This is a genomic window from Stenotrophomonas sp. YJH_SMC_101-4 (assembly GCF_059370395.1).
Map to the genome: position 1 here is coordinate 347,973 of NZ_JCAFTP010000005.1, position 15,344 is coordinate 363,316.

The 15,344-nt window shown below is 66.6% G+C and carries 15 protein-coding genes; 9 read left to right on the forward strand and 6 right to left on the reverse strand.

What is annotated here, in order from left to right:
* The first annotated feature begins 168 nt into the window (after positions 1-168).
* A complete protein-coding gene (gene lpxC, locus AC5P8D_RS18045; protein ID WP_005408085.1) occupies positions 169-1,080 on the forward strand; it encodes a UDP-3-O-acyl-N-acetylglucosamine deacetylase in 912 nt (303 codons plus the stop codon).
* Positions 1,081-1,362: 282 nt separating this feature from the next.
* Here the strand turns inward: lpxC and AC5P8D_RS18050 are convergent, their stop codons facing one another.
* Positions 1,363-1,812 (reverse strand): DciA family protein, encoded by a 450-nt coding sequence (locus AC5P8D_RS18050; RefSeq protein WP_029379786.1) that lies wholly within the window; start codon positions 1,810-1,812, stop codon positions 1,363-1,365.
* Between the two features lie 12 nt (positions 1,813-1,824).
* Between AC5P8D_RS18050 and AC5P8D_RS18055 the strand changes: the two genes are divergently transcribed.
* The 3 genes from AC5P8D_RS18055 to AC5P8D_RS18065 all read left to right on the forward strand — a co-directional run bounded on the left by AC5P8D_RS18055 (position 1,825) and on the right by AC5P8D_RS18065 (position 6,851).
* Positions 1,825-2,781 carry a M23 family metallopeptidase gene (locus AC5P8D_RS18055; protein WP_043397967.1) on the forward strand — a complete coding sequence of 319 codons (957 nt, stop codon included), beginning with the start codon at positions 1,825-1,827 and terminating at the stop codon, positions 2,779-2,781.
* 267 nt (positions 2,782-3,048) lie between these two features.
* On the forward strand, positions 3,049-5,781 hold the full coding sequence (secA, locus tag AC5P8D_RS18060; protein WP_010481917.1) for a preprotein translocase subunit SecA: 2,733 nt from the start codon (positions 3,049-3,051) through the stop codon (positions 5,779-5,781).
* 113 nt (positions 5,782-5,894) lie between these two features.
* Positions 5,895-6,851, forward strand: a complete 957-nt coding sequence (locus AC5P8D_RS18065; RefSeq protein ID WP_010481915.1) for a Nudix family hydrolase — start codon at positions 5,895-5,897, stop codon at positions 6,849-6,851.
* Between the two features lie 44 nt (positions 6,852-6,895).
* Here the strand turns inward: AC5P8D_RS18065 and AC5P8D_RS18070 are convergent, their stop codons facing one another.
* Positions 6,896-7,480 carry a DUF4124 domain-containing protein gene (locus tag AC5P8D_RS18070; protein WP_197617849.1) on the reverse strand — a complete coding sequence of 195 codons (585 nt, stop codon included), beginning with the start codon at positions 7,478-7,480 and terminating at the stop codon, positions 6,896-6,898.
* Positions 7,481-7,520: 40 nt separating this feature from the next.
* The gene (metF, locus tag AC5P8D_RS18075; RefSeq protein ID WP_004143823.1) at positions 7,521-8,348 is read right to left on the reverse strand and encodes a methylenetetrahydrofolate reductase [NAD(P)H]; all 828 of its coding nucleotides are present in this window, start codon (positions 8,346-8,348) and stop codon (positions 7,521-7,523) included.
* A 203-nt stretch (positions 8,349-8,551) separates the two neighbouring features.
* On the opposite strand from metF, the gene AC5P8D_RS18080 reads away from it, so the two are divergent.
* The 3 genes from AC5P8D_RS18080 to AC5P8D_RS18090 are packed head-to-tail and all read left to right on the forward strand — an operon-like array spanning position 8,552 to position 11,280.
* The gene (locus AC5P8D_RS18080) at positions 8,552-9,478 is read left to right on the forward strand and encodes an alpha/beta fold hydrolase (RefSeq protein ID WP_049411274.1); all 927 of its coding nucleotides are present in this window, start codon (positions 8,552-8,554) and stop codon (positions 9,476-9,478) included.
* Positions 9,479-9,502: 24 nt separating this feature from the next.
* On the forward strand, positions 9,503-10,552 hold the full coding sequence (locus AC5P8D_RS18085) for a histidine kinase (RefSeq protein ID WP_049411276.1): 1,050 nt from the start codon (positions 9,503-9,505) through the stop codon (positions 10,550-10,552).
* A complete protein-coding gene (locus AC5P8D_RS18090) occupies positions 10,549-11,280 on the forward strand; it encodes a LytR/AlgR family response regulator transcription factor (protein ID WP_478417812.1) in 732 nt (243 codons plus the stop codon). The genes AC5P8D_RS18085 and AC5P8D_RS18090 overlap by 4 nt, the downstream gene beginning before the upstream one ends.
* A gap of 6 nt (positions 11,281-11,286) precedes the next feature.
* Here the strand turns inward: AC5P8D_RS18090 and AC5P8D_RS18095 are convergent, their stop codons facing one another.
* Positions 11,287-12,804 carry an amidohydrolase family protein gene (locus AC5P8D_RS18095; RefSeq protein WP_495203554.1) on the reverse strand — a complete coding sequence of 506 codons (1,518 nt, stop codon included), beginning with the start codon at positions 12,802-12,804 and terminating at the stop codon, positions 11,287-11,289.
* A 136-nt stretch (positions 12,805-12,940) separates the two neighbouring features.
* On the opposite strand from AC5P8D_RS18095, the gene AC5P8D_RS18100 reads away from it, so the two are divergent.
* Together AC5P8D_RS18100 and AC5P8D_RS18105 are read left to right on the forward strand one after the other, a co-directional pair.
* Positions 12,941-13,498 carry a DUF3228 family protein gene (locus AC5P8D_RS18100; protein WP_495203555.1) on the forward strand — a complete coding sequence of 186 codons (558 nt, stop codon included), beginning with the start codon at positions 12,941-12,943 and terminating at the stop codon, positions 13,496-13,498.
* Between the two features lie 90 nt (positions 13,499-13,588).
* Positions 13,589-14,221, forward strand: coding sequence for an energy transducer TonB (locus tag AC5P8D_RS18105; RefSeq protein ID WP_080354940.1), 633 nt, complete (start codon positions 13,589-13,591; stop codon positions 14,219-14,221).
* On the opposite strand, the gene AC5P8D_RS18110 is transcribed toward AC5P8D_RS18105, so the two are convergent.
* Positions 14,218-14,721, reverse strand: coding sequence for a hypothetical protein (locus tag AC5P8D_RS18110; RefSeq protein WP_049448953.1), 504 nt, complete (start codon positions 14,719-14,721; stop codon positions 14,218-14,220). The two genes, AC5P8D_RS18105 and AC5P8D_RS18110, sit on opposite strands and share 4 nt — an antisense overlap.
* Positions 14,721-15,194, reverse strand: a complete 474-nt coding sequence (gene ybaK / locus AC5P8D_RS18115; RefSeq protein WP_019338083.1) for a Cys-tRNA(Pro) deacylase — start codon at positions 15,192-15,194, stop codon at positions 14,721-14,723. Before ybaK ends, AC5P8D_RS18110 begins: the two co-directional genes overlap by 1 nt.
* Between the last annotated feature and the right edge of the window lie 150 nt (positions 15,195-15,344).

Sequence of the window (15,344 nt, forward strand, 5' to 3'; positions counted from 1 at the left end):
CCCCGGGTTGCGCCACCATGTCCTGAAAATGCGGGCGCCGGGCCAGGATGGGCCCGGCCGCCCTGCTTCATGTGCGTCCCATTGGCGCGCCGGTGCGTCCTGCCTGCTTTCAGCCGGGGTAGGGGACCTTGCGTGTTAATCTAATGTGTCACTTCCGGTCCATCCCCCATGATCCAGCAACGCACCCTCAAGAACACGATCCGCGCCACCGGCGTTGGCCTGCACAGCGGTGACAAGGTCTATATGACCCTGCGCCCGGCACCGGTCAACCATGGCATCGTGTTCCGCCGCGTGGACCTGGACCCGGTGGTGGAAGTGCCGGCCAAGGCCGAGCTGGTCACCGAAGTGACCCTGTGCACCGGCCTGACCTGCAACGACGCCAAGATCCAGACCGTCGAACACCTGATGTCGGCGCTGGCCGGCCTGGGTGTGGACAACATCATCGTCGAACTGTCCTCGGCCGAGCTGCCGATCATGGACGGTTCGGCCGGCCCCTTCGTGTTCCTGCTGCAGTCGGCGGGCATCGTGGAACAGGATGCGCCCAAGCGCTTCATCCGCGTGCTGAAGACCGTGGAAGTGACCGAGGGCGACAAGGTGGCCCGCTTCAGCCCGTACGAGGGCTACAAGCTGGGCTTCACCATCCAGTTCGACCACCCGATGATCCCGGCCAAGCAGTCGCGCCAGGAAATCGAGTTCTCGACGCTGGCCTACACCAAGGAAATCTCCCGCGCGCGCACCTTCGGCTTCATGCGCGACCTGGAATACATGCGCGAGCGCAACCTGGGCCTGGGCGGTTCGATGGACAACGCCATCGTGCTGGACGAGTTCCGCGTGCTCAACGAAGACGGCCTGCGCTACGCCGACGAATTCGTGCGCCACAAGATCCTCGACGCGATCGGCGACCTTTATCTGGCCGGTGGCCAGGTGCTGGGTGCCTACGAGGGCTTCAAGTCGGGTCACGCGCTCAACAACAAGCTGGTGCGCGCGCTGATGGCCGATGCCACCGCCTGGGAATGGGTCAGCTTCGACTCGCCGGCCACGCCGGATCCGGTCGAATATGCCACTCCGGCCTACGCCTGATTTCTGCAGGTTGTTGAATTGAAAGACAAAAACGCCGCCTTCCAGGGCGGCGTTGTCGTTTCAGGTATCGTCGTCGCATTCAGCATGCTTGACGCGCATCAAGGCCGGTTCGAGGTCACGGTTTTGTGAACCTGTTGGATCGGAAGCCTGAATTTAACGTAGTTTTAACAACAATCTAACGACAGGCCCCCGGATGGCAGCTAGGATGCGACCCGGCCCCCGAAATGTTTCACGCCGTGGTGACACGCGCGACGGGGAGCGGAGCCGGATGCTCCGTTGTCATCAGGACCGCTTCTTCGGCTTCGAAGGAACGTCCTGCAGGCAAGCCAAGGCGTCGCGTAGCCCTTTGTGCGTGGCGGCTGAAACTGCGTGGGGTCCATTCCGGTTGTCGAGCGCTGGGGAGCGCGTGGGAGTGGGAGACGCAGTCTTGATGGTCACCTTGGTGGCCTTCAGCCCGATGGAACGGGCCGCGTCGAGCAACTGGGCTTCGGCAAGCCGCAACTTGGCATGCCAGACCGGGGACTCGACGAGAAAAACGAGGTGTTCCCCGTCCACATTGGCCAGCCGGCAACGGCTGCGCAGAGGTGGCGGTAACTGGGGGCGCAACTGACGGTCCAGCGCGTCGAGCCACAAGGCACGCCGCAGCGGGTTCCCGCTTTTGTCCGCCATCACCGCATCCAGCGCCGGCTTCGGCACTGACGCGGGGCGAACGCTGGATTTCGGCTCAGACATGAAAACTCACTGATGGCATTCAAAAAGATCGTAATCAAAACGCGTGAAGGACAGGCCAAATCGTCGCCCATCGCGCGTTTGCGGTTCTATTTCGAGGACCGCCCCCGCGCCCTGCTGGGCAGCGTGCTCGGGGTAGGCTGCATTATCGGCCTTGCTGGCGGCATTGGCGCCAGCGCGCTGAATGATTCCCGGCTGCAGGCCAAGGTCGAGCGCCAGGATGCGGAGTTGGCCAAGGTCAAGCGCGATGCGCAGACCCAGGTCAACGCGCTGGCGGCCCGCCTCGGCGAGCTGCAGGCCCAGGCCACCCGCCTCAACGCCCTCGGCGAACGGCTGACCCAGATGGGCAAGCTGGAAGACGGCGAGTTCGACTTCAACGAGACCCCCGGTCTCGGTGACGGTGACGCAGGCGGCCCGACCAGCGACATCCCGGTCAAGGACGTCAACGCCGACTTACAGGTGCTGGAGCAGCGCTTCGCTGCTTCAGGCCGCCAGTTGTCGGTGATGGAATCACTGATGTTCGACCACCAGCTGCAGCAGAACGCCGTGCCCTCGCGCATGCCGATCCGCAACAGCTATGTGACCTCCGGTTTCGGCACCCGTGCCGACCCGTTCGGCCGCGGTGCCGCCACCCACAAGGGCATGGACTTCCACGCCAAGGTCGGTGACCCGGTGATGGCCGTGGCCGAAGGCGTGGTCAGCTTCTCCGGCGTCAAGGGCGGCTACGGCAACGTGGTCGACGTCGACCACGGTAACGGCTACGTCACCCGCTACGCGCACAATTCGCGCCTGGTGGTGAAGGTTGGCGACCTGGTCCGTGCCGGGCAGGAAGTGGCCAAGGCCGGTTCCACCGGTCGTTCGACCGGCGCCCACGTGCACTTCGAGGTGTGGGAGAACGGCAACGTGGTCAACCCGCGCAAGTTCCTTGGCGACGGCGGCAATACGCCGGTCGGCCGCATCAGCCGCGGTTGAACCCAACGCCGGGCATGGCCCGGCGCTACCGGCACGCAGTCGGATCCCGGCGGTAGCGCGGGGCCATGCCCCGCGAGCGCGAAGCGCGGCCGCCAGGACCCTGGTCCCGGCCGCCTGGACGACCGCAAAGGGTTGAAACCCCTCACGGCCGTCCCAAGCTACAATGGGTGTTGCCATCGACAGGGCGCCAGGCGCCCTGTTTCGTTTGCGGCGGACGGATCCCAAGGGGGAGGCCGGGCGTCGTGTCCATCCAACCCGGTTCCTTCAATGATCAACAGCCTGCTTACCCGCGTATTTGGCAGTCGTAACGAACGACAGCTGCGCCAGCTCAACCGCATCGTCGCCAAGATCAATGCGCTGGAGCCGGAGATCGAGAAGCTTTCCGACGAGCAGCTTCAGGCCAAGACGCCGGAGTTCAAGCAGCGCATCGCCGATGGTGAAGCCCTGGACAAGGTGCTGCCGGAAGCGTTCGCGGTCTGCCGCGAAGCCGGCCGCCGCGTGCTGGGCATGCGCCACTACGATGTGCAGCTGATCGGCGGCATGGTGCTTCACCTGGGCAAGATCGCAGAAATGCGCACCGGTGAAGGCAAGACCCTGGTGGCGACCCTGCCGGTGTACCTCAACGCGCTGGAAGGCAAGGGCGTGCACGTGGTCACCGTGAACGACTACCTGGCGCGCCGTGACGCCGCGCAGATGGGCAAGCTGTACAACTGGCTGGGCCTGAGCGTGGGCGTGGTCTACCCGGGCATGCCGCACAGCGACAAGCGCGAAGCCTACGCCTCGGACATCACCTACGGCACCAACAACGAATTCGGTTTCGACTACCTGCGCGACAACATGGCGCTGTCCAAGGCCGACCGCTACCAGCGCGGCCTGCACTACGCCATCGTCGACGAAGTCGACTCCATCCTGATCGACGAAGCGCGTACCCCGCTGATCATCTCCGGCCCGGCCGATGATTCCCCGGAGCTGTACATCCGCGTCAACCGCGTCGTGCCGAACCTGGTCAAGCAGGAAGTGGAAGACGGCGAAGGCGACTTCTGGGTCGACGAGAAGGGCAAGCAGGTGCACCTGTCCGAAGCAGGCATGGAGCACGCCGAGCAGCTGCTGGTCGAGGCCGGCATCCTCGACGGCGAGACCGAAGGCCTGTACGCGCCGCAGAACCTGACCGTGGTCCACCACCTCAACGCCGCACTGCGCGCGCACGCGATCTACCAGCGTGACGTGGACTACATCGTGCGCGATGGCGAAGTGGTCATCGTCGATGAGTTCACCGGCCGCACCCTGTCCGGCCGCCGCTGGTCCGATGGCCTGCACCAGGCGGTGGAAGCGAAGGAAGGCGTGCCGGTCCAGCGCGAGAACCAGACGCTGGCGAGCATCACCTTCCAGAACCTGTTCCGCATGTACAAGAAGCTGTCCGGCATGACCGGTACGGCCGATACCGAAGCCTTCGAGTTCCAGAGCATCTACGGCCTGGAAGTGGTGGTGATTCCGACCAACCGCCCGACCATCCGCAAGGACAGCCCGGACCAGGTGTTCCTCAACCGCAAGGGCAAGTTCAATGCGGTGCTGGCCGACATCGAAGAGTGCGCCAAGCGCGGCCAGCCGGTGCTGGTGGGTACCACCTCGATCGAAACCTCGGAAATGCTGTCCGAGCACCTGCGCAAGGCGGGCGTGAAGCACGAAGTGCTAAACGCCAAGCAGCATGACCGCGAAGCGACCATCGTCGCCAATGCCGGCCGTCCGGCAGCCGTGACCATTGCCACCAACATGGCCGGCCGTGGTACCGACATCGTGCTGGGCGGTTCGCTGGAAGCGGAGATCCACGAGCTGGGCGAAGACGCGACCGACGAGCAGAAGGCTGCGGTCAAGGCCGAATGGCAGAAGCGCCACGAGGCCGTCAAGGCTGCCGGCGGCCTGCACATCGTCGGTACCGAACGCCATGAATCGCGCCGTATCGACAACCAGCTGCGTGGCCGTTCGGGCCGCCAGGGTGACCCGGGTTCGTCCCGCTTCTACCTGTCGCTGGAAGACAACCTGATGCGCATCTTCGCCTCCGACTGGGTGCAGAAGGCCATGCGCATGATGGGCATGAAGGAAGACGACGTCATCGAAGACCGCCTGGTCAGCCGCCAGATCGAGAAGGCGCAGCGCAAGGTCGAGGCCCACAACTTCGACATCCGCAAGAACCTGCTGGACTTCGACGACGTCAACAACGACCAGCGCAAGGTGATCTACGCCCAGCGCGACGAGCTGCTGGACGCCGAGTCGGTGAAGGACAACGTCGACGGTATCCGCGACGACGTGATCTTCGACGTGGTGGCCCGCTTCGTGCCGCCGAACTCGATCGACGAGCAGTGGGACCTGCGTGGCCTGGAAGCGACCCTGGAGTCGGACTTCGGCCTGCAGATGTCGCTGACCGACCTGGTCAAGTCGCACGAAGAGCTGGACGCCGAAGCCATCGCTGCCAAGGTGCAGGAACGCGTCAACCAGCACTTCGCCGAGAAGGAAGCCGGCGTGGGCGAAGAGACCATGCGCGCGCTGGAGAAGCACGTGATGCTGACCGTGCTGGACCAGAGCTGGAAGGAGCACCTGGCCCGCATGGATTACCTGCGCCAGGGCATCTACCTGCGTGGTTACGCGCAGAAGCAGCCGAAGCAGGAGTACAAGAAGGAAGCCTTCGAACTGTTCTCGGACATGCTGGAGAACGTCAAGCGCGAAGTGGTGACCCTGCTGTCGCGCGTGCGCATCCGCAGCGACGAGGAAGTGCAGGCGCTGGAAGCGGCCGAACGCCAGCAGGCCGAAGCCCGCCTGAGCCAGTCGCAGTTCCAGCACCAGGACGTGGGCGGCTACAGCGCCGACGAGGAAGCTGCGCAGGTGCAGGCTGCCCAGCAGGGCAACGCACAGGTGCAGCGCGACGAGCCGAAGATCGGCCGCAACGATCCATGCCCGTGCGGCAGTGGCAAGAAGTACAAGCACTGCCACGGCCAGCTGAGCTGACCCCGAAGAGCCCCGCGAAAGCGGGGTTCTTCTTTTATGGCGGCTGTTTCGCAGGGCTGATCCGGCCGGATCCGAGATTGCACGGGCCGCCCTGTTCTGGGCATGCTTCCTCCATGCCTTCCCCCACCCGATCGATCCACGTTGTGGCCGCCGTCATCACCGACGCCCGTGGCCGCGTGCTGCTCAACCGCCGTACCGAGAACCGCGACATGGCTGGCCTGTGGGAATTCCCCGGCGGCAAGCGCGAATCCGGCGAGACCTCCGAGCAGGCCCTGGTGCGCGAGCTGCGCGAGGAACTGGGCATCGAGGCCGATGTCGGCGAGTGGCTGATGGACGTGCCGCAGCGCTATCCGGACAAGCACCTGACCCTGGAAGTGCGCCACGTGCGCAGCTGGAAGGGAACCCCCCGCGGCCGTGAAGGGCAGGCGATCACCTGGGTGGCGCCGGACAAGCTGGGCCGCTATTCAATGCCGCCGGCAGACCTGCCGGTGGTGGCCGCCCTGCGCCAGCCCGACAGCTACCTGATCACCCCGGCGCCGGCCGATGATGAGGGCGGCATGCAGCATTGGCACGAACAGCTGCAGCGCGCGGTGGCCGCGGGCCAGCAGCGCATCCAGCTGCGCTTGCCGACGGCGCATCCGCAGCGCCAGGCGATGGTCGAGCAGGCCCTGCGCGCGCATCGTCGCAGCGGCGTGCAGTGGCTGCTCAACCGCGATATCGAGCTGGCACGCGCACTGGGCGTGGGCGTGCATCTGGGCAGCGAACAGCTGCTGGAGCTGTCGCAGCGTCCGCTGCCCGAAGGCCAGCTGGTGGCCGCGTCCTGCCATGACCTGCAGCAGCTGCAGGCCGCACAGCAGTTGGGCTGCGACTTCGCCGTGCTGGGTCCGGTGCAGGCCACGGCCAGCCATCCCGATGCCGTGCCGCTGGGCTGGGATGCCTTCGCCGAGCTGCGTGCGCAGGTGTCACTGCCGATCTACGCGCTGGGTGGCATGGGCAGTGGCCACATCAGTGAGGCGCGTCGCCATGGTGGGCAGGGCATCGCCGCCATTCGCGCGCTGTGGCCGGCGTGATGTCAGGGTCGGATCATCGCAACGCGGGGCCCTGACCCTCCCGATCACAACGTGATCCAGAAACACCCGTACTGCCGCCGCAACCCCAGCACCGTCGAAGCGCGCGACACGCTGCCGGGCAAGGTCTGTTCCAGGCGCAGGCCGATCGGATGCCGCGCCACAGAGGCCACAGAGTCGGATCCCTGCGCAGCAGGGCTCTGGCCCTCAACCTGCGATTGCGGCAGCGCCTGCGAGGGATACACCGGCACCACGTCCACCAATGGCCGCCGCGCCAACGATTCCAGTTGGCCGAGGATGCGCTGCGCACCCGCATCAGAGACCGCGCCCCACAGGTACAGCGAGGACAGCCGGTTCACATCGTTGCTGAGGATGCCAGTACGCAGCGCATCCACCAGTTCGCTCAGTCGCCGCGGGCAGCGTGCCCCCAGGGTGTCGCGCTGCAGGGTGTTGCCGGCGGGCGCAGGCGGCGGCAGCCGCGACTGCGCACCCAGGCTGTCGCAGGGACGGTCGGTATACACGCTCTGGCCCTGGGCATCGGTACAGCGGTTCAGGCGCGTGGACTGCGCCTGGGCGACGCTCGACAGCACGCACAGCGGCAGCAGCAACAGCAGGAAGGAAAGCCGGATCATTCCTGCAGGGTAGCGCCGATCACGCTTGCGCGTCGTGCTCTCAGCCCTGCAGCAGCTTCAGCACCGAGGTGGTCGGCTTGGCCAGGTTCAGGGTGTAGAAGTGCAGGCCGGGTGCGCCGCCCTCGATCAGGCGCTGGCACAGCCGGGCCACCACTTCAGTGCCGAATGCACGCACTGACTCCGCGTCATCGCCATAGGCCTGCATCTTGCGGCTGATCCAACGCGGAATCTCCGCACCACATTGTTCGGAGAAGCGACGCAGCTGGCTGAAGTTGGCAATCGGCATGATGCCGGGGGTGATCGGTACCTGCACGCCCAGCCGCCGTACTTCGTCGACGAAATGGAAGTACGCGTCCGGGTTGAAGAAGTACTGGGTGATCGCCGCATCGGCACCGGCATCGATCTTGGCCTTGAAGTGCTTCAGGTCGGCCAGTGCGTCGGAGGCCTGCGGATGCGTTTCTGGGTACGCGCCTACTTCGATATGGAACGCATCGCCGTGCTCGGCGCGGATGAAGTCGATCAGTTCGGCGGCATAGCGCATGTCGCCGGGAAAGCCCATGCCCGACGGCAGGTCGCCGCGCAGCGCGACCAGGCGGCGGCAGCCGATGGCGCGGTACAGCTTGAGCAGCTCGCGGATTTCCTGGCGGGTGCCGCCCACGCACGACAGGTGCGGCGCGGCATCGAAACCGTGGTGCTGGTTGAGATGGCGCACGGTTTCGGAGGTGTAGCTCAGGGTCGAGCCACCAGCGCCGAAGGTACACGACACGTACTCGGGACCGTAGTCCTTCAGCTTGGCCGCGGCGCGGTCCAGCTGGCTGCGCTGTTCGTCGGTCTTGGGCGGATAGAACTCGAAGCTGATGGCAGTCATGGCACGGGCGGTGGCGGCGGGTGCGGGCCAGTATATCGCTTCATCAAGATGGATGTCTGACGGCTGCGTGAGGGCAGGCCATCCGTGGCACGCGACCGTTCGCCCAGGTGTCCGGCCGTTGCTCCGAAATCGTAACCGGGGGCACTGGCCCGGCGGCACGCTGTTCCCATCCCGGCACCACCCACCCGACGAAGGAGCAGACGATGAAGATCTTCCTGGCACTGTGGTACGCAATGAAGGCCTTGGCCCGGCTGGCGATGATCGGCATGGCGATGGCCGTGCTTGGCTCCGGTCCGGCCCATGCGGCGGCCGCCACAGGCACCGGCAAGGTGCAGGTCGAGGTGGTCGGCAAGGGCCGTCCGCTGTTGATGATTCCCGGCTTGAACAGCAGCGCCGAGGTCTGGCGCGAGACCTGCCTGGCGCTGAAGGACGTGCAGTGCCATCTGGTGCAGCTGCCCGGCTTTGCCGGCGCCGAAGCCGCTGATCCGCGCCCGGCCGAGTTCCTGCCGGCGATGCGTGGGCAGCTGCTGGCCTACCTGCATGACCAGCATCTGGGCCCGGTGGTGGTGATCGGACACAGCCTGGGTGGCCTGCTGGGCCTGCAGATGGCGCAGGCCCAGCCGACGGCGGTCAGCGCACTGGTGGTGGTCGATGCACTGCCGTTCCTGCCAGCCGCGCGTGACCCGAAGGCCACCGCAGACAGCGTGCGGCCGATGGCCGACCAGCTGCGCAAGGGCATGCTCGCTGCCGACGCCCCGCAATGGCAGGCGCAGTTGAAGGCGGGCCTGCCGGGCATGACCCGTGATCCGCAGCGCCAGGCCGAGCTGGGCCGCTGGGGCGAAGGCAGTGACCGCCAGACCACCGCCGATGCCATGCATGCGGTGATGACCACCGACCTGCGCGACAGCATCGCCTCGATCAGCGCACCGACGCTGGTGCTGGGCAGCTGGGCCGGCTACCAGCCGATGGGCGGCACCGAGGACAGCACCCGCGCGGTGTTCCAGGCCCATTACGCGAAGCTTCAGGGCGTGCAGATTGCGATGAGCGCACAGGGGTTCCACTTCCTGATGTGGGATGATCCGCGCTGGCTGCAGGAGCAGGTGCAGCGTTTCCTCGCCGCGCACCCCTGACCCTTGTCCTCGCCGAGAGCCCGCATGGACGCCACTACCTCATCCCGCCGCTTCTGGACGCTCAATGCACTGGCATGGGCGGGTTATGCGATGTACGGGCTGTGGGCGGGGATGCGGATCGGCGGCGGCGTGGTGTTCAGCGGCATCGTGTTGATCACCGTCAGCGTGGCCGCCTGCCTGTGGCTGTGCAGTGGCATGCTGCGCGCGGTGGCGCTGCGCCAGCGCTGGTGGGAGGGGAGCCTGGGCAGCCTGGTGTTGAAACTGGCCGCCGGTGTGGTGGCCGGTGCCAGCGTCGCACAGGCGATGACGGCGGCGCTGCTGCTGCCGGCGCTGGCACTGGGCTGGGTGCAGCTGCCCGGTGGCCACGCGGATTACCGATGGTCTTCGCTGCTGGTGTACTGGATGAACACCGCGCTGTTCCTGCTGATGTGGACCGGCCTGTGGGCCGGCCTGCACGGTCTGCGCCGGGCGCGCCACAGTGAACTGGCCCGGCTGCGAGCCGAAGCCGAACGCAGCGCACTGGAGCGCGATGCACTGCGCGCACGGCTCAACCCGCACTTCATGTTCAATGCGCTGAACAACCTGCGCGCGCTGATCCTGGAAGATCCCGAGCGTGCGCGTGACATGGTCACCCGCCTGTCGCGCACACTGCGCCAGGCGCTGGCGCACAACCGCAGTGAGCAGGTCACGCTGGCCGAAGAACTGGCGGTGGTGGACGACTATCTGGCGATCGAGGCCATCCACTTCGAGCAGCGCCTGCAGGTAGCTCGGCGCATCGATGCTGACGCCCTGCAGGCGCAGTTGCCGGCGATGGCGCTGCAGCTGCTGGTGGAGAATGCGATCAAGTACGGCATTGCCAGCCGCCCCGGTGGTGGCGAGGTACAGATCCAGGCCACGCTGGACGGCGATGTATTGCGACTGCAGGTAGACAACCCGCTGGGCAGCGCCAGCGAGCCTGTCGACGGGCATGGCGTCGGCCTTGCCTACCTGCGTGCACAGCTCGGCACGCAGGGGCGTTTCACGCTGCAACCGGTCGGCGACCGCATGCGGGCGCTGCTGGAGATTCCACAATGAGTGCCATGCTGCGTGTGTTGATCGTTGATGATGCGCGGCTGGCGCGGCAGGAGCTGCGTACGCTGTTGTCGGCGCTGCCATGGGTGCAGTGCGTGGGTGAGGCCGACGATGTGCCTGCCGCGCGCGAGGCGATCGCCACGCTGGCGCCGGACCTGGTGCTGCTGGACGTGCAGATGCCTTCCGGCAGTGGTTTCGATGTGCTGGACGGCCTGGAGACGGTGCCTGCAGTGGTGTTCGTCACCGCCTACGACACCTACGCCGTGCGCGCGTTCCAGGCCAATGCGCTGGATTATCTGGTGAAGCCTGTCGAGGCGCCACGCTTGCTGGAGGCGCTGGAGCGGGCGCGCCAGCGCGAGGTGGTGGCGGGCGAAACGCGGGAGCCGCGCAGCACACTGGGCGCGCAGGACCAGGTGTTCGTGCGCGAGGGAGAACGCTGCTGGTTCGTGGCGGTCTCCGAGATCCGCCGGCTGGTGGTGGATGGCAATTACACGCGGCTGTGGTTCCGCGACCAGAACGCCTTGCTGACCCGCAGCCTGAGCGCGTTGGAAGCACGCCTGCCGCAGGATCTGTTCTTCCGTGCCAACCGCAATACCCTGGTCAACCTGCGCCGCATCCGTGGCGTAACGCCCAGCATTGCCGATGGTTACGAGCTGACGCTGGATGATGGCAGTGAGGTGGAAGTGTCGCGGCGGCAGGCGCGTGAACTGCGCGAGCGGATGGCGTTGTAGCTGCCGCTACAGCTCGGCACTGACCGGGCTGGTGATGAAGCCCCACAGCAGGCGTGCCATTACGGCGGGTGAGCGTGCCTGCCCGCGCGCATAGGCCAGCAGCGCATCCAGCCGCGGGCGGTCATAGAGGTGGCCGGCCAGCAGTACCGCATGCACGCGACGGGTGTTTGCGGTGTCCTGCAGCGGGTCGCCGTTGAGCAGCACCAGATCGGCCGCCTTGCCGACCTCGACGCTGCCATGTGACGCCTGCAGTTCCAGGTGACGCGCGGCCTGCAGGGTAGCGGCACGCAGTACATCGGCTTGGCTCAGCCCGGCGTGCCGCAACCACTGCAGCTCATCGTGGTAGCGGAAGCCGCCCAATCCGGTATCGGTGCCGACCAGCACGGTGACGCCGGCACGATGCGCCGCACCGGTGAGCGCCAGCCCATGATCGAAGTACACCTTCAGCGCAGCTTCGCCGCGCCGGCCAGGGTAGCGATCGGCGGTGGCCGTCAGATCATCACGCCACGCCCAGCGTGAGAGCGGGTCCAGATAGGCCAGGCGCGCATCGTCGACGAAGGCGGGGTCGCGTGCACGTGCATCTTCTTCGCGGGTGACATGGGTCGGCACAAACACGGCACCGCTGGCCTGCATCAGGCCGAATGCTTCGTTGCAGAGCGCGGGCTGGTATCCACTGACCATCCGCTCGGCCAGCGCGGTCGGGTCTTCGCCGTCGAGGGTGCCGCCACGCCAGGCGGCTGCGTTTTCGAAGCAATGCCGCACGAACAGATGGGCGTGTTCGAAGCTGCGCTGCCCCGCCTGCAATGCGCTTTCCAGAGGCACAGCCCTGGGCAGGTGGCCGACCAGCGGGCGACGCAGCTGCTGTGCCTCGGTGGCCAGCCGCTGGTAGGTGTCCGCACGCAGCCGGTTGTAGACCTTCAGTGCATCGATGCCGCGCGCAGTGTAGGTGCGTGCGCGTTCGGCGGCGGCGTCTGGCGAGAGTGATGGATCCTCGAAATAGAAGCTGGCGATCTGCACGAAGCGTGGTGCGACCTGTTGCCCTGCGATGGCCTGTGCAGTCCAGCGGCGCTTGTCAGCCACGCAGGCGATCAGCGGGTCGGTAGCCTGCGGGCAGTCCATCATGTCGCGGGTGCCGGTAATGCCATTGGCCAGCATCAGTGCGAACTGCAGTTGCGGTGACAGCTGCAGTGCATGGGTATGCATGTCCCAGAAGCCGGGCACCAGCCAGCGGCCACCGGCATCGAGCACTGGCAATGTGGTGTCCCGTGGAGCTTTGCCAATGGCAGTGATCGTGCCGTCGCGCACTGTCACTGTGGTGGGGGCGCTGACCTGGCCACGCGCGACGTCCACCACCCGCGCGTTAACGATCACGCGGCTGTTGCCCGGCTCGGGCAACGGCGGTGCCGACAGCGGCCAGAGCAGAGCGGCGGCGAACAGCAATGGCGGCGCCAGCAGGAGGATGGCCAGAACGATCGGCCATCGCCGACGGTGGGCGGAACGGGGCAACGCGCGTGCTGCATCCATGAGCCGGCAATCCTTGCATTGGGTCGTCCGCAGGGTGCTGCAAGCCGGACACGGGCACCAGTGACCATCGGCATCTGGCCCGGCCTGGCTCCGGGGCGGTTACCCTGTGCGGTGGAACTCCTGATCACGCCCTGCCATGTCCATCGTCCTGACCGATTTCGCCCGTCCCCGCCTGTTCCCGCGCGTGCCGCGCGGCAACACCATCCAGGACTGCACTGCCGAGCAGTTCGAGGCACACCTCAATGCGCACGCACCGCTGAAGGTGCTCGACGGCTACGCGCCGTTCTGCAAGTTGTTCGTCTACGAGAACTGGACCAGCACGCGCTGCCTGACGGTGCCGGTCACCGAGGCCAACCGCCATCTGCTGCGCAGCGGCTACGAAGCGCGCAACCGTGAGGAACTGCCGGTACTGGTGCGCTGGTTCGAGGGTGTGGAGTCCCCGCGCGCGAACTACCTGGTGGTGATCCTGTACAGCGCCGGGCAGCTGGCGAGGGAAGGTTCACCGATCGAGGCCGACTGGGGCATCGTCGGCTGCATCTACACCGCCGAACCGGAAGAGGTGCCGATGGCGCCGATCACGATGATGCGCAATGCGCTGGGCGTGGAGGAGGGCGGTTCCGGTGTACCGCTGGACCGGGAGGCCTACCGGCGCTCGGTGGAGTTCTGGGAGAACAACGCCAACTGGCGGCTCTGAGCCCACGCTGTGGCCGGACAGCCGGCATGTGAACAGGGTGACGGCAGTGGAGCGCTACCATGGCGGTGAATCAACGCAGGGAGCACAGGGATGGATGTTCGACGTTGGATGCCGTTTGCATGGGTCGCCGCAGGCCTGTTGGCCGCAAGTGAAAGCTCGGCAGCAAAGTACGATGCAGGCGCTGCCTGTGGGGCCCTGTCCGACGTGACGCAGATCCGCGACGCGGGCGTGGGGTCACTGCAGGCTCAGGCAACCTCGGGGCGTTGCACGTTCCATGTGGAAGCGGATGACGCAGCAGCGCTTTCGCGTCAGCAGTCATTGCTCCAGAGCGTGTCGGCGATTGCCTGTGGTGGGCCAGCCACCACCCGGCCTTCGCAAGGGGCTGCGGGCTTCGACCTGCAGATGCCTGCCCGTTGCCCGCTCTCTTCCAGCACGCCGTTGATTGCCCGGGAAGGAGGCTGGCACCAGCGGCGGCTCTCGTCGGTCCCGGCGTATCCCGCGGCCGCCATGCGCGAAGCCCAGCAGGGCGGTGTCGAGCTGATGCTGCTGCTGGATGCACAAGGCAAGACCCAGGCGATCATCCTGTCCCGGTCCAGTGGGTACCCACTGCTCGATGCGGCGGCGCTCAAGCACGCGCGCGACTGGCGTTATGAGCGTGAAGCGGCGGGCAAGGCGCCAGACATGAGCCTGATACGCGGAACGGTCACGTTCAAGCTCAACTAGGGCATCTGCAGGGCGGGCTCGGCCTTCCACTCCCACCAGCGGTAGTGGTACTCGCGCTCGGTCGCGCTCCATTGCCGCGCGCAGCAGGTGCACGTCAGCCGGTAGCATTCGCCCCAGCCATCCTCCGCTTCGCCCCGTGCACGCAGCTGCACGTGACCTTGTTCCAGCAGCGGCTCGGGGCTGAAGAACACATAGGAAGGGTAGAGCGCACACAGGCAGCCTTCGCGCGCCTGCCAGTAGCGCAGCCGTTGCAGGGCCGCCTTGAGGTGAGCCTGGTTGCTGATCAGCATGCCGCCAAGGGCGACGCCCTGGCAGCTGCGTTCAATCGTATCCACATGCGCGCTCAACGCCTCCAGGGATGCGGGGGTGAACAATCGGGCGACGGTGCGTGCGGCATCGGTGATGCGCGTTGCGTCGCGCGACAACAGGTCCTGCAGCAGCACGTCGGCCTGTGCATCGTCGAGCCGGGGAATCGGCGCTGCAGACCACGGCCAGCGCATCAGCGTGACTTGCCGATGGCAGCGTAGTGGCCGGCGGTGAGGCGCAGCAGGTCAGCCGGCGCCAGTTCCACTTCCAGGCCGCGGCGACCGGCGCTGACATGCAGCGCGGGCAATGCCTGCGCGCTGGCGTCCAGGAAGGTGCGCAGGCGCTTCTTCTGCCCGAGCGGGCTGATGCCACCGACCAGGTAACCCGTCGCGCGCTGTGCGGCGTCGGCGGCGGCCATCTCGCACTTCTTGCAGCCGGCCGCTTCGGCCAATGCCTTCAAGTCCAGCTGGCCGGCCACCGGCACGATCGCCACCAGCAGTTCGTGTGCCTCGGTGCTGGCCAGCAGGGTCTTGAACACCTGGGCCGGGTCGAGGCCGAGCTTGTCGACGGCTTCGCCGCCATACGATTCGGCATGGGCGTCGTGCACGTAGCTGCGCACGGTGTGGGCGATCTTCTCGCGCTTGAGCAGGTTGATGGCCGGGGTCATGGGGACATCGTAGCGTGGGGCGGGGGTGTTGCCTTGACCGAGGCTATTGCCTGGCGCTGGCGGATGCGGTGCCGGACAAGCCCGGCATCCACCAGAAGCCAGGATCGGTGGACCAACGCAGAACGGGCGCCCGAAGGCGCCCGTTCCGTG

Bases quoted from the DNA above. Each gene is read 5' to 3' on its own strand.
- lpxC (WP_005408085.1), top strand. From the start codon at position 169: ATGATCCAGCAACGCACCCTCAAGAACACGATCCGCGCCACCGGCGTT.
- AC5P8D_RS18050 (WP_029379786.1), bottom strand. From the start codon at position 1,812: ATGTCTGAGCCGAAATCCAGCGTTCGCCCCGCGTCAGTGCCGAAGCCG.
- AC5P8D_RS18055 (WP_043397967.1), top strand. From the start codon at position 1,825: ATGGCATTCAAAAAGATCGTAATCAAAACGCGTGAAGGACAGGCCAAA.
- secA (WP_010481917.1), top strand. From the start codon at position 3,049: ATGATCAACAGCCTGCTTACCCGCGTATTTGGCAGTCGTAACGAACGA.
- AC5P8D_RS18065 (WP_010481915.1), top strand. From the start codon at position 5,895: ATGCCTTCCCCCACCCGATCGATCCACGTTGTGGCCGCCGTCATCACC.
- AC5P8D_RS18070 (WP_197617849.1), bottom strand. From the start codon at position 7,480: ATGATCCGGCTTTCCTTCCTGCTGTTGCTGCTGCCGCTGTGCGTGCTG.
- metF (WP_004143823.1), bottom strand. From the start codon at position 8,348: ATGACTGCCATCAGCTTCGAGTTCTATCCGCCCAAGACCGACGAACAG.
- AC5P8D_RS18080 (WP_049411274.1), top strand. From the start codon at position 8,552: ATGAAGATCTTCCTGGCACTGTGGTACGCAATGAAGGCCTTGGCCCGG.
- AC5P8D_RS18085 (WP_049411276.1), top strand. From the start codon at position 9,503: ATGGACGCCACTACCTCATCCCGCCGCTTCTGGACGCTCAATGCACTG.
- AC5P8D_RS18090 (WP_478417812.1), top strand. From the start codon at position 10,549: ATGAGTGCCATGCTGCGTGTGTTGATCGTTGATGATGCGCGGCTGGCG.
- AC5P8D_RS18095 (WP_495203554.1), bottom strand. From the start codon at position 12,804: ATGGATGCAGCACGCGCGTTGCCCCGTTCCGCCCACCGTCGGCGATGG.
- AC5P8D_RS18100 (WP_495203555.1), top strand. From the start codon at position 12,941: ATGTCCATCGTCCTGACCGATTTCGCCCGTCCCCGCCTGTTCCCGCGC.
- AC5P8D_RS18105 (WP_080354940.1), top strand. From the start codon at position 13,589: ATGGATGTTCGACGTTGGATGCCGTTTGCATGGGTCGCCGCAGGCCTG.
- AC5P8D_RS18110 (WP_049448953.1), bottom strand. From the start codon at position 14,721: ATGCGCTGGCCGTGGTCTGCAGCGCCGATTCCCCGGCTCGACGATGCA.
- ybaK (WP_019338083.1), bottom strand. From the start codon at position 15,194: ATGACCCCGGCCATCAACCTGCTCAAGCGCGAGAAGATCGCCCACACC.